Annotated in this window: 12 protein-coding genes; 9 read left to right on the forward strand and 3 right to left on the reverse strand. The window is 47.5% G+C overall.

Features of this window, described 5'->3' with window-relative positions:
* Positions 1-159 precede the first annotated feature (159 nt).
* The 7 genes from GO755_RS03870 to GO755_RS03900 all read left to right on the forward strand — a co-directional run bounded on the left by GO755_RS03870 (position 160) and on the right by GO755_RS03900 (position 7,961).
* A complete protein-coding gene (locus GO755_RS03870) occupies positions 160-1,821 on the forward strand; it encodes a carboxylesterase/lipase family protein (protein WP_157583230.1) in 1,662 nt (553 codons plus the stop codon).
* Positions 1,822-2,144: 323 nt separating this feature from the next.
* Positions 2,145-3,278, forward strand: coding sequence for an XdhC family protein (locus tag GO755_RS03875; protein WP_157583231.1), 1,134 nt, complete (start codon positions 2,145-2,147; stop codon positions 3,276-3,278).
* 57 nt (positions 3,279-3,335) lie between these two features.
* The gene (locus GO755_RS03880; protein WP_317165788.1) at positions 3,336-3,815 is read left to right on the forward strand and encodes a (2Fe-2S)-binding protein; all 480 of its coding nucleotides are present in this window, start codon (positions 3,336-3,338) and stop codon (positions 3,813-3,815) included.
* Between the two features lie 9 nt (positions 3,816-3,824).
* Positions 3,825-6,077, forward strand: coding sequence for a xanthine dehydrogenase family protein molybdopterin-binding subunit (locus tag GO755_RS03885; protein ID WP_157583232.1), 2,253 nt, complete (start codon positions 3,825-3,827; stop codon positions 6,075-6,077).
* Between the two features lie 92 nt (positions 6,078-6,169).
* On the forward strand, positions 6,170-7,165 hold the full coding sequence (gene moaA, locus GO755_RS03890) for a GTP 3',8-cyclase MoaA (RefSeq protein ID WP_157583233.1): 996 nt from the start codon (positions 6,170-6,172) through the stop codon (positions 7,163-7,165).
* 47 nt (positions 7,166-7,212) lie between these two features.
* Positions 7,213-7,461, forward strand: a complete 249-nt coding sequence (gene moaD, locus GO755_RS03895; RefSeq protein WP_157583234.1) for a molybdopterin converting factor subunit 1 — start codon at positions 7,213-7,215, stop codon at positions 7,459-7,461.
* An 89-nt stretch (positions 7,462-7,550) separates the two neighbouring features.
* On the forward strand, positions 7,551-7,961 hold the full coding sequence (locus GO755_RS03900) for a molybdenum cofactor biosynthesis protein MoaE (RefSeq protein ID WP_157583235.1): 411 nt from the start codon (positions 7,551-7,553) through the stop codon (positions 7,959-7,961).
* Positions 7,962-8,195: 234 nt separating this feature from the next.
* On the opposite strand, the gene GO755_RS03905 is transcribed toward GO755_RS03900, so the two are convergent.
* Entirely contained in the window at positions 8,196-8,384 is a 189-nt protein-coding gene (locus tag GO755_RS03905; protein ID WP_157583236.1) for a hypothetical protein, read from the reverse strand.
* Positions 8,385-8,827: 443 nt separating this feature from the next.
* On the opposite strand from GO755_RS03905, the gene GO755_RS03910 reads away from it, so the two are divergent.
* Together GO755_RS03910 and GO755_RS03915 are read left to right on the forward strand one after the other, a co-directional pair.
* Positions 8,828-10,894: a tetratricopeptide repeat-containing sensor histidine kinase gene (locus GO755_RS03910; RefSeq protein ID WP_157583237.1), complete on the forward strand. Its 2,067-nt coding sequence runs from the start codon at positions 8,828-8,830 to the stop codon at positions 10,892-10,894.
* Positions 10,887-11,627 carry a LytR/AlgR family response regulator transcription factor gene (locus tag GO755_RS03915; RefSeq protein WP_157583238.1) on the forward strand — a complete coding sequence of 247 codons (741 nt, stop codon included), beginning with the start codon at positions 10,887-10,889 and terminating at the stop codon, positions 11,625-11,627. The genes GO755_RS03910 and GO755_RS03915 overlap by 8 nt, the downstream gene beginning before the upstream one ends.
* A 75-nt stretch (positions 11,628-11,702) precedes the next feature.
* On the opposite strand, the gene GO755_RS03920 is transcribed toward GO755_RS03915, so the two are convergent.
* Together GO755_RS03920 and GO755_RS03925 are read right to left on the reverse strand one after the other, a co-directional pair.
* Complete coding sequence (locus GO755_RS03920) at positions 11,703-12,536, reverse strand: SDR family oxidoreductase (RefSeq protein ID WP_157583239.1); 834 nt, start codon at positions 12,534-12,536, stop codon at positions 11,703-11,705.
* Between the two features lie 91 nt (positions 12,537-12,627).
* Positions 12,628-13,500, reverse strand: coding sequence for a helix-turn-helix domain-containing protein (locus GO755_RS03925; RefSeq protein WP_157583240.1), 873 nt, complete (start codon positions 13,498-13,500; stop codon positions 12,628-12,630).
* Positions 13,501-13,567: the final 67 nt, after the last annotated feature.

Raw genomic sequence — 13,567 nt, forward strand, 5'->3', positions numbered from 1 at the left:
TTGTATACGGATTACAGATGTTACTACCATTATTACTGGTTTAGCTTGAACTAACTAGATATGGAGGTTGAAATGGCTATATTTATTGTCAAAAAAGTTATACTACTTTTTAAAGCCGAAACAGGATTCTTCTTGCAAAACAATCACCTTCTAACGCCCATGCATTCCATTAATCGTCGCGACTTTCTATCAGGTTTATCACTGGCCACAGCTGTATTGGCCACTCCCCGGTACGGGTTTTCGTGGGTTCATAAAGCCAACGAATTCGTTGAGGTAGATACCACTTATGGCCGGATCAAAGGCATGCGAACTGAAGGGGTAAGTGTATTCAAGGGAATACCTTACGGTGGTAGGGTCTCCGGAGATCGACGCTTTCGTCGACCGGCACCGCTCGAATCCTGGACGGGCGTGCGGGATGCGTTGCAGGTTGGTGCTCCTGCTATCCAGGCCCCTCGCCGGAATGAACCTGCTCCGGCAGAAGATTGCCTGTTTCTAAATGTCTGGACACCGGCTAATGACAATCGTAAACGACCAGTGATGTTTTATAATCATGGTGGAGGATTTGTGATTGGTTCGGGAGCATCGGCGAGCCAGGATGGGTCGAATCTGGCTCGTAACTTCGATGTGGTCGTCGTTGAAACTAACCATCGGCTGGGACTGCTGGGCTTTCTGTATCTGGATGAACTGGCCGGTTCCGATTACGCTGGCTCGGGCAACATGGGAATGCTCGACATCGTGGATGGCCTCAAGTGGGTCCATGACAACATTGCTCAGTTTGGGGGTGATCCGAATAATGTGATGATCTGGGGTGAATCGGGGGGCGGGGCCAAAACCTCCTGTTTATACGCGATGCCTTCAGCGGCTCCTTATTTCAACAAAGCCTCGATTGAAAGCGGGCCTGGGGTGCGCATGACGCTCAAAGAAACAGCCGCCGAAACAACCAGCCTGCTACTGAAAGAGTTGAACATTGCTCCTAAAGACTGGCGTAAATTATTGGATGTACCGGCGGCAGACTTGCTGGCCATGCAGGGTAAACTACCCTCTGTTGCGCCGTTTCTCGGAAAAAATACTAGTAAAGGAGTTGCGCCCCGTCGGGCTGGCGGATTTGGTCCCGTCGTCGATGGCCATGCACTACCCCATAACCCGTTCGATCCTACGGCACCGGCCATCTCCAAAAATAAGCCCTTACTGGTGGGCTGGAACGAGGACGAATTTACCTTTTTTGCCTGGGAACGAAAAGACACTGAGTTTGCCAAACTGGATTTCGAAGGGGTGCAGAAACGACTGGAACCGCAGTATGGCGAGGATACGCTTAAGCTGATCGAGGCCTACCGCAAAGCAACCCCCAACGCGACGGCCCCGCAACTCTATATTGCCATTTCTTCCATTGCCATGATGGGGCTGGGATCAGTTGACATCGCCGAAAAAAAAGCCAAACAAGGTGGAGCACCGGTCTTCCTATACAATTTTGGTTATAAGTCCGAGAAACCGATCCCCGGTACGGATTATCCAATGGGAACGCCCCATGCCATGGATATTTCCTTCAAGTTCAATAATGAAGTGCCACCCAGAGATGGATCAACGCCGAAAGAGAGCTTCTTCGGAGGCAACCGACCCGAACGGTTTACAGCCTCGCATCACTTTGCTGAATTATGGGCCACCTTCGCCCGAACGGGTAGACCAGCTGCTAAAGACGTGCCGACTTGGCCAGCCTATAATCTGAAAACCCGACCAACCATGCGGATTGATTCTACCTGCGAAATCATCGACAACCGATTTAATGAAGAACTTAACTTTTGGCGATCGATAGGACGATTGTAGACGGTTCTCTAGTTTTTTGGTTGTTTGTCGGAGTCAACAGGTCGTTGGTCTAAAAGTTTCCCGGTACCTGGAAATGATGCATTATCTTGCTTGAGTAGCGAATAGGTTACGTTATCCTGAAAGTTGGCTTAGTGGGGTTTCGGTGTGGTTTGGCTCAACTAAATCAGTAATAATGGTAGTAACATCTGTAATCCATATACAACTCCTCCCAAGGATTAATAAGAACTTTGTCTGGATTCCATTCGATTAGTACAAGTTGATATTGATACACTAGAATCCGGCTCTTGTCATTTTCTGGCGACTATCCCAACGTAGCATAAGGCATGAAAGAAATCAATCGTATACTGACCATTTATGATCAACTAGATCATGCTCAACGCAAAGTAGCATTAGCAACGGTTGTATACGTAGAGGGTTCAGCCTACCGACGACCCGGTGCCCGGATGCTGGTGAGTGACGATGGACGCTGGGAAGGGGCCATCAGTGGCGGTTGTCTGGAAGGGGATGCGTTGCGTAAAGCCCGTCAAGTCATGCTGGACGGTAAACCAATGGTCGTGCGCTACGATACCATGGATGATGATGCTAACAGTTTAGGGGTGGGCTTGGGGTGTAACGGCATTATCGATGTGTTTATCGAGCCAATTGATCCCGCCGATCCAATGAATCCTGTGGCTCTGTTAGGTGAATTCAGCCAGCTTCGTGACAGGCGCGTCATCGCCACCATTTGCCGAAAAACACCGGGCTTGACTATTAAAGAAGGTAGTCGATTTGTACTAACCGAGCAACTAACGGATCAGGTCCCTGGCTGGCTTCAGCAGGATATGGAACTGGTCATGGAAGTCGGTAAACCCCTGACATCAATAATTCCCCTTATTGGTGGGATGGTTGAGGTTTTTATTGAACGTCTGGACCCCGGTATCGAGCTCGTGATTTTCGGCGCTGGCTATGATACGATTCCCCTCACTCGGCTGGCCACCGAAATCGGCTGGCGTGTTACGGTAACCGAAGACTGCATTGCCCACTTAGCCCCCAAACGATTTCCTGAAGCAACCTGCCTGCTCTATGCCGATGCCAATGCTGTGACCGACAAACTTGTCTTCACGGATCGGACGGCCGCCGTGCTGATGTCGCATAACTACAACTACGATCTGGCGGTGTTAACGAAACTGCTGCCGAGGGATGTTCCCTATATCGGTGTGCTTGGCCCCCGGAAGCGCTACGAAAAAATGAAAGCCCATTGGGAACGAATGGGCCATTCGTTTTCCCCATCAATTTTGGGTCGAGTTCACTCCCCGATTGGTTTAGATTTGGGGGCTGAAACACCCGACGAAATAGCGCTTTCCATACTGAGTGAAGTTAAAGCCTTTTTCAGCCAGCGGAACGGCGGATTTTTAACCGACCGACCGGGGCCGATTCATGAACGGGTAACCTTTGACGAAGAAATAGTTATAATCTAACTTTAACCTGATAATCAACCTATATTTTCAGTTGTAAACCCTTTACTTCTTACCACTGTGGCAAAATTTAGCATAAAAATTAACGGCAAAATCAGGCAGTTGGACGTTGATCCTGCAACGCCGATGCTCTGGGTACTCCGCGATCACCTGGACATGCCCGGTACCAAATATGGCTGTGGTATCGCTCAGTGTGGCGCCTGCACGGTTCATCTAAATGGAACGGCAGTTCGCTCCTGTCAGCTACCCATTTCGGCTGTCGGCAAAGAAGCGATCACCACCATCGAGGGATTGTCGGCTACCGGTGATCATCCGGTGCAAAAAGCGTGGCTGGAACACGACGTGGCCCAGTGTGGGTATTGTCAATCCGGACAAATGATGAGCGCTGCTTCGCTTTTGAAGACTAATCCCAAGCCCACCGATGAGGACATCGATTTAGCGATGAGCGGCAACATCTGCCGGTGTGGTACGTATTTGCGCATCAAAGAGGCCATCAAATCGGCGGCCAAAGAAGGAACTAGCTCGTCTACCCGTAAATAAACCCTGACCATGAACACTCCTAAAATTACCCATAACCGGCGTTCTTTCTTAAAGGCTTCGCTGCTAACAGGCGGGGGCATGATGCTCAGTGTGAGTTGGTTATCCAGCGCGAAGGCCGCCGATAAACTTCAGGCATTGAACGTGCCTGAGCAATGGGCTCAGCTCAATGGTTATATACACATTACAGCGGGCAATGGAATTAAACTTATCTGTCCTAATCCTGAATTTGGTCAGAACGTCATGACGTCCCTACCCATGATGGTAGCCGAAGAATTGGATGTGGATTGGAAGAATGTAGTGGTTGAAATGGGGCCGCATGACAACGCGAAATTGGGACCTCAGTTTACGGGGGGCAGTAATTCGGTTCGCATGTACTGGAAACCACTCCGGGAAGCCGGGGCAGCAGCCCGGCAGATGCTATGCGAAGCAGCCGCCCAAGCCTGGGGCGTACCGGTAGCTGAAGTGACGACCAAAGCGGGTGTATTACAACACGCGAGCGGGAAATCGGCTACCTATGGTGAAATGGCCAGTAAAGCCGCTACACTTCCGGTGCCCAAAGGCATGAAACTAAAAGACCCGAAAGATTTTACCATTATCCGAAAACCCAAGAAAAATGTCGAAGGGCAAAAAATAGTCACCGGCAAACCACTGTTCGGTCTGGATTATCGGGTGGATGGAATGCTCATTGCTATGATTCAGCATCCACCCGCTTTCGGTATGAAACTCAAATCGTTTGATGCCTCACAAACGATCAAAATGCCGGGTATCAAGGATGTTTTCACGCTAAAGCTATATGAAGACGGGTTCGAGCAAGCTGGTTTCGACACCCGCACGTTCAACGATTTGCTGGTCGTGGTGGGCAAGACCACTTGGGAGGTCATGAATGCCCGCAAAAAGCTAAAGGTGGAGTGGGAGCCTGCTGGTGATACCAAAGATACTATGATGGGTAGGAACGGCAAACGGGAAGTTACAGTGCCCGGAGGCCTTGAAACCACCACTGCTCAGCTGGAAAAAATGGCAGAATGGGCTAAAAAACCAGCTCAACAGTTACGAAAAGACGGCGATCCGGAAACCGCATTCAAAAATGCGGCTCAGATTATCGAGCGCACGTATAATGCGCCCTTCCTCGCACACAATACCATGGAGCCGATGAATTTCTTCGCCCATGTAACCCCCGAAAAAGCCCTGGTAGCTGGTCCTTTACAAGCACCGGGTTGGGCAGAACCTGCCTTGTCAAAACGACTTGGCCTGCCTGCCGACAAAATTGAGATTCAGATGACCCGGATGGGTGGGGGCTTTGGCAGACGGGCGTATTGCCATTATATGACGGAAGCAGCTCTGATCTCCCAAAAGGTCAAAGCCCCGGTCAAACTAATTTACAGCCGCGAAGATGACATGACCTATGGCATCTATCGGCCCATGTACACGGCTACCTACCGGGCAGCGTTAGATGCGAATAAAAACCTGATCGGATTTCATGTGAAAGGCGGTGGAATACCCGAGCATGCCATCCATGCGAACCGCTTCCCGGCCGGTGCGGTGGATAACTACCTGGCCGAAGGCTGGGAGATACCGTCCAATATTACCATTGGCGCTTTCCGGGCTCCCCGTTCCAACTTCAACGCAGCCGCTGAGCAATCATTTTTAGATGAAGTGGCGGAGGCCATGGGCAAAGACCCGATCGAGTTTAGGCTTGAGCTGTTAAAACGAGCCAAGGAAAATCCAGTGGGCAAAAACAACGAGTATGATGCCGATCGATATGCGGGTGTTCTCAATTTAGTACGCGACAAGTCGGGTTGGAATAAGCCGGGCAATGAGAAGTACCATCGGGGCGTGGCCGCTTATTTCTGTCATAATTCATATGCGGCTCACGTGGTCGATATGGTGACCAAAGAGGGTAGCCCTTATGTCGAGCGGGTCTTTAGTGCGATGGACTGTGGCATCGTCGTCAATCCTGAATCGGCTACCAATATGGTACAAGGGGCGGTGGTCGACGGAATCGGCAATGCCTTCTACGGGGCGTTAACGCACAAAAATGGAGCGGCTGAGCAAAGCAATTTTAACAACTATCGGCTTATTCGGCATAATGAAGCCCCCAAGAAAATTGAGGTTCACTTTGTTGAAAATGACCTCGACCCAACGGGCTTAGGGGAGCCGCCTTTCCCCCCTGTCTTTGGCGCGGTAGCCAATGCGTTGTATAAAACGACCGGTAAACGACAATATAATCAGCCGTTTAAGCCCCAATTGGATAAACGGATCTAATCCTAGTGACTATTTACGCACTGGAGCCGGAAACTGGTTGATCAGTTCCGGCTCTTTGCTTTTTTAGTTTGTTCGTTACCAACCGCTCATACATGATCTTTGATAATCACAACCGCCCCATATCCTACCTTCGGCTGGCCGTAACGGACCGGTGTAATCTTCGGTGTTTTTACTGCATGCCCGCGGAGGGTATTAAGTATCTTCCCAAACAGCAGGTACTGTCGTATGAGGAGATGGAGCGGGTCGTCCGGGTACTGGCTCGATTGGGTGTTTCTAAAGTCCGTATTACGGGTGGAGAGCCATTTGTCCGGGCAGGCCTGATGGATTTTCTGCATCGGCTGTCAGGGATTGAGGGAATACAGGAGCTATCGCTCACAACCAACGGGGTGTTAACTGCCCCCCATGTCGCAGATTTGGCCGCATTGGGCGTCCGATCGGTCAATTTGAGCCTGGACACGTTGGACCGGGACCGATTTAAGAAAATTACCCGTCGGGATGAGTTGCCAGCTGTTTTAAAAACCCTTGACTTATTACTAAAGGCTGGGATTGAAACGAAGATCAATGCGGTGGTGATGGATGGACAAAACACCCAGGATTTAATTCCGCTGGCTAACCTGACTCGCTCCTTACCGGTGGATGTTCGATTTATCGAGGAAATGCCCTTCAATGGGGGAGGGAGTCATTACCCTGTTCTGAACTGGACGTACCGTCGAATTGTGGACGAGCTACAGGAACACTTTCCAGGTATGCAAAAACAGCCTGGCTTACCCTTCTCCACGTCGACAACGTATCAGATCCCTGGCCATCAGGGCACAATCGGGGTGATTGCGGCTTTTAGCCGAACGTTCTGTGGCACCTGTAATCGTATTCGGCTAACGGCTCAGGGTACACTTAAAACCTGTCTGTATGACGACGGAGTTCTCGATGTTCGTGCGTTGCTACGAAGTGGTTCATCAGATGATATACTAACTGACGCTTTTTTGCACGCCTTCGCCCATCGTCCCGTAAACGGTTTTGACGCCGAACAAAACCGAAGCCTGCGGTTCGGCGGCTCGATTAGCGAATCAATGGCGACCATTGGTGGGTAGTCTTATCTGCTAATACAGTTAACGTCTTTTTTCTTTTACGAATCCGTATGAATAGCCCCGTTTCAGTGCTTTTGTTTGGCATTACCCGTGACCTCACTGGTCAGTCATTACTTTCAATGTCTGTTGATCAGGAGGCTCGTGTCCAGGATTTACTAGACCAACTATATCAGCACTATCCCAAATTGGCGGATATCAAGTCACTATTAGTCGCTGTTAACGGCGAATACGCAGAAAGAGACCACTTACTTACCAGCAAAGATGAAATTGCCCTTATCCCTCCGGTTAGTGGTGGGTAAATCGCGTTCCGCTGCCGAGTAGCCGAGGTATCCTTTTGCTTACCTACGCTACTGATGACTTATTCACTTACTACGTTAAAAGCAGTTCTATGATTGCGATTACGACTGAACCAATTGATGTTGCCTCCGCCTTGCAAAACCTGCAAACTGAGCAAGCAGGGGCAATCGATCTTTTCCTGGGCGTTGTGCGTGACAATACAAAAAAACGCCCTGTTGATCGCCTTGAATACGAAGCATACGACCGAATGGCCATAAGTGAAATGCAGAAAATCGCCGATGAAGCGCATCGCCAATGGCCCATTCTTCGCTATACGATTATCCATCGAACCGGTACATTGCGTACTGGTGAATTAGCCGTTTTAATTGGGATTGCTTCTGCTCATCGTGCCGACGCGTTCGAGGCCTGCCGCTACATAATTGACACGATTAAACAAACGGTTCCAATCTGGAAGAAAGAGATCTTTACGGACGGTGAAGTTTGGGTTAACGCCCACCCCTAAGTATTGACATTCGTTAACCAAGGATTTTGAGTACGCTATAAACTTCGTCGATTAACGTGATCCAATCAACCGCCTAGTTTGACTGGGTCGCACCGGCCGGTCGGAATGCCAGACCACCGCCGGAGCGGGAACAGCGTTTGCTTTCAGATCAACTTTTGAATTACAGCTCAACAAGCAGTGGTTTTCACTTGGGCTTTCAGTTGATCAGCCTGCGAGTCGTCAAATCCTAATGGACTACTTAGCCGGTGGTGGATTAGGGTGTTCCATAACAGACTCAGTATTCATTACCGTATCTGATTTGGTTACGCTAGTCGTCGAATCGGTTGGTGACTCAGTGGTTGATTTTTCGGCCGAATTGCAGGCAAGCAGACAGCCAGCTACCAGAGCGAATGTGAGTAGTCTTGAAACGAGCTTGGTTTGCATAGGGTGGTGAATTTTCGGCAACTATGTCATCTACATTTAACCGCCAATCGAGTGTTTAGTTTAAAATGATACGTTTATAACCAGCTGTATAATAACTTCTAAGGTCATAATTTAACTAGTATTTCTGATCAATTTTAGAGCAAAGTTGCCCGTGGGTTACTTACTTGACATTTGCGAAATTGGCCATATTTAATTGAGCCGCATTAAGCGGTGTTTTGTTAAAGAATCAACCTGATGTTGAATTGATCATAACAAACCTCGTTATTCCTGCCAGAAAGTAATCCATTTTTATTTAGAACTTACCTGACATCTTTCTTTCTAACTACCCTTTTAAAACCGCAGGCTACCCATCAGGACTGCATCCAACTCAATGATAGAGGGAAAACCTTATACGTTTGATTATCTAAAATCAAATTAGCTGTAATTTCATTTATCGTATTCATATGGCCGTACAGTTCTATTATCGGTTTCTTTTCCTTCTGGCAGCCCTTTTCTGCCCAGGATTACTATTTGCTCAATCAGCTGATAGCTTAAAAAAGATATTACCGACTCTTCACGGCACAGCTCATATTAATGCACTTAATGGGCTAAGTGAAGCTTTTTGGAACGTTCGTAACCTTGATTCATCAAAAGCTCGGGCTTTTCAGGCTTTCGAAGCGTCCACAAAAAGTAACTATGAAGTAGGTGTAGGCGACGCTTTAACTAACCTGGCTGCCATAGATTATGAAATTGGGAATTTCGTTGACATGGAAAAAAGGAGCCTGACGTCCATTTCTCTATTTACGAAAGTCCATGCCCAAAAACGACTCGCTAAAGCCTATTCTTTGCTTGGCCAGTCGATTTGGGCACAAAGCAAATTTGATCCGGCCATTGAAGCCTTTAATCAGGCAATTATTTATTTCAGCCGATTCAATGATTCAACAGCACTCGGCAGGACATACGGCCGCTTGGCGCTGCTAGAAGAAGAACGGGGAAATTACGAACCAGCGTTTCAATACAGCTTAAAAGCCCTGAAATTCAACCGCAATGAGGCTTATTTTTCCTTAGGCCAATTATATGCCGATGTCGGCGATTATGAAACTGCCCGAGATTATTACCGAAAAATCAGTCAACGACTTAAACTAGGAACCTACCTTAAAATCGGTGAAACCTATTATCTACAAGCGAGGTATGATTCTGCCCAGTATTACTACCAGTTGCACATAAAAGAGAGTCGTGATTTGCCAAAAAAAACGTTGACTAAAGCGTACGCACTTCTGGGTGGATTATACTTGAAATTGAAAAAATACGATACTGCTTTAGCTTATCTAAACCTGGCGCTTACCGATTTTAAACAAGATAACAACCGCAACTGGGTCATGCGGGTCTTGCTGGAATTAGGCAAAACGTATAAGGAGACGGGCGAAGTCAACAAATCGATTAAAACCACAAATGAGCTTCTGACGTATGCAAAAGAGTCGGGAGCCAGGCAATATCTTCGGGACGCACATCAATTGCTATTCCAGCTATTCGATCAGCTAAAGCAGAATGATCGTGCTTATTGGCACCTTAAAGAATATACGACGCTCAACAATGAGATCGGGATTGATTTGTCGGCCCGCAAACTGGCTTTTTATAAAACCTCCTACGAACGGGAGCAGGCACAGTTAAACATTGCACTGTTAAATAAGCAGAAACAGTTGCAGCAGGAGGAACTGAAGCAAACGGCGCAGCAACGCCAATTCCTGTTTATCGGGCTGCTAGCAATCGCGCTCATCGGTGTCGTACTGATCCGAAATATATTATTGAAAAGACGAGAGGAGAAGCACCTTCGGGAACTGGCCGAGACGGAGCTCCAAATGCAAAAACTCGAAACAAAAAAGCAATTGGGTGAACTGGAAATGCAGGTTCTTCGAACGCAGATGAATCCCCATTTTCTGTTCAATTCCCTGAATTCAATCAACCGATTCATTCTACAAAATAACAAATCGCAAGCCTCGCTCTACCTGACTAAGTTTTCGAGGCTCGTGCGAATGATCCTGCAAAATTCGCAGAATAAGCTCATCACGCTGGAGCAGGAACTAGAATCGCTAAAACTCTATCTGAGCCTGGAAGTACTGCGTTTTGACGATCATTTTACTTATTCCATCACAGTGCCGGATGATCTTGACGTTTCAGTGTTGAAGGTGCCCCCGCTGATTATCCAGCCTTACGTCGAAAATGCAATCTGGCATGGATTGATGCACAAGGAGGAAAGAGGCCAACTAGAGATTGACTTGTCTGGGGAAAACGGGTTCATCAGTATCAAAATCACCGATAATGGAATTGGCCGTCAAAAAACGAATACGATTCCTGAGAAAGCAGATACGAACTATAAGCCAATGGGGTTAGGGATTACGTCGAAACGAATTGAGCTGGCACTGGAGTCTGCCTCACAGAGTCCTTCGGTGGTTATCAATGATCTTGTTGACATGAATGGTGCTCCATGTGGTACGGAGGTCATCCTTACATTACCAGTTATCTATGATTAACGCGATATTGATCGACGATGAAGCCCATTGCCTGGATACACTCAGTATCCTGTTATCAGAATACTGCCCCGACGTGACCATCCTTCAGACCTGTCGATCCGCCAAAACAGCGATTGTAGCCATTGAACAGGCAAAGCCGGATGTTATTTTTCTGGATATTCAGATGCCGGGAACAACTGGATTTCAGCTTCTGGAACAACTGGGTGAAGTTTCGTTTTCGGTAATTTTTACTACAAGTTATGACCAGTATGCGATTAAAGCGATCCATCTTAGCGCACTGGATTATCTTCTAAAACCAATTGACCCCAATGAATTGATGGTGGCCGTTGACAAGGTTAAACGGCAAAAGAAATTACCCTCCTCAGAGCAGTTTGAGATGCTTTTTGATCGCCTTCAACAGAAAAACAGCGGTTTCCGGAATATTGCCATTCCTACCGTCGAAGGCTTTGAATTTATCCCGGTAGACCAAATCGTTTATTGCGAAGCCGATGATAACTACACCTACTTACTACTGAAAAATAAACAGAAAGTTATTGCCTCCCGTACCCTTAAAGCAATCGAAGAGCAGCTCCGGGAATTCCCCTATTTCGTCCGCGTTCACCATTCTTATATTGTCAATATTAACGAAGTGACTAAATATGTCCGGGGCGAAGGCGGGTATCTAATCATGAGTGATAGTTCGGTGGTTAACGTATCCCGTAGTCGCAAGGAAGCCTTGCTTCGATTGTTTTGACGTAAAGCTTTCATTTGATGTCTCACCAAGTGAAAGCTTTAGCCATAAATAAGGTGGAAAAAGCTAGCCAGGCTGCTAGTAGTCTAGAGAAGACGATAATTCCCTGTAAGCATCCAGATCCTGCTGAAGCTTTGTTGCCACTTCTTCGGCCGTCTTTATGGCATCGGCTCCGGCCAGGAAGCGACGGGGTGGTTCTTCTAAATTAGTGAGGGTAATCAATGCCTGGGCAAGTTTGGCTGGATCGCCGGATTGTTGGCCATGATACTCTTTCCAGAATTGAACTTGTTGAATTCTGCGCTCATCATAATCGGCAATGGACAGCTCAGCGAATTGGGTTGATTCCTCTGTAAGCAATTCTGTACGAAAAAAGCCTGGATTGACAGTGATCGTCTGAATCCCAAAGGGCTCGATCTCGGCTTGCAAGGATTGCATCCAGCCCTCTAAACCAAACTTTGAAGCCGCATAAGCCGTTCCGAATGAAAAGCCCGTAAGACCAGCCGTCGATGATATCGTGATCACCAAACCAGAGCGCTGGCTGCGCATGACGGGAAGTACGGCTCGGGTAACATTCATGGGGCCAATCAGGCTAGTCAGTAGCTGGTTGGCCATTTGCTCGGGGGTCAACTCTTCAAAGAAGCCAGCATAAAAACTGGCTGCATTATTGACCAGTACATCGATGGTTCCAAATTGGTCTATACCAGCCTTAACGGCAGCTTCTGCGTCTGGTAGCTTGGTCACGTCAAGTTTGACAACCAACAAATCCTGGGAGTCTCCTAGTGCCTGCTTTACCCGATCCGGGTTGCGACCAGTGGCTACAACTCGATGACCAGCTCTCAGGGCGGCCTTAGCAATATCGACACCCATACCGCGCCCTGCGCCAGTGATGAGCCAAACTTTTTGGTTATTCATGGTAGTTTCTATTTCGCCCTCAGTTATGAAAACAAAGGTCACTACCAGCTCAAGAGAGAAATAAAGGAAATCAACGTAAAAACTAAGAAAATCAAAGAGAGGCAGTTCTAATCGACTTAGGGGTGTGGCCTGTTTTCTTTTTAAAGAAGTTATTGAAATAGGTAGGGTAGTCAAAGCCCAGCGCGTAGGCAATATCGGCAATGTTCCAATCGGTATGTTGCAGAAGGGCTTTGGCTTCGCTGATAATACGATCAGCAATATGGTCAGTGGTCGGTTTGCCAGTCACCGCTTTCACTGAGCTGTTCAGGTGATTGACATGAACGGCTAATTGTTGAGCAAAATCCTGTGCTGTTTTTAATTGAAGTGGACGGTCAGGGTTTTCGATGGGAAATTGCCGTTCCAGCAACTCCAGAAACACCGAGGTAATTCGCACAGCGGCATTTTTATGTTCTGGGGTGTTTTCCGAAGGCTGCATTTTTAATGCCTCGTGAATGAGTAGGCTAATGTAGTTTCGAATTAACTCATCCTTATATAGATAGTCGGCATCCTGCTCCGCAATCATTTTTTGATAGATCGCAGCAATCGAGGCTTTTTGACCTGGATTTAATTGTAAGATCGGTGTACCACCTAGTTTAAATAGGGGTGAGTGGAGTAAACTTTCTGAGCGATCGCTCAATTTTAGAAAATCCTCAGTGAATAGACAGGCATAACCGTCGGTTTGGGAAATGACCTCACACGAATAGGGAATGCGCGGATTCCCAAAAAACAAAATGGTGTCCTGAGTTTCAAAGCTTCGGTCGGCATAATGAAAACTATACTGCCCGGTATTGAGGCTTATTTTGTAAAAGTCTTTGCGATTATAGCTGTGGCCAGCCGACTTGTCGTCTACAGAGTAGGCTTTGAAGCCCGTTAACTTCAGTTCCGCATTGAAATCTGAGGGATTAATTGATTTTACCTTATTCATAGTCCAAAGTTAATGAAATCAAAGCGCACCGATTTGCTTTGAATCCTATAGGACCTTAACGCGAAGT

The sequence above is a fragment of the Spirosoma arboris genome (assembly GCF_009754945.1).
GTDB classification, from domain to species: domain Bacteria; phylum Bacteroidota; class Bacteroidia; order Cytophagales; family Spirosomataceae; genus Spirosoma; species Spirosoma arboris.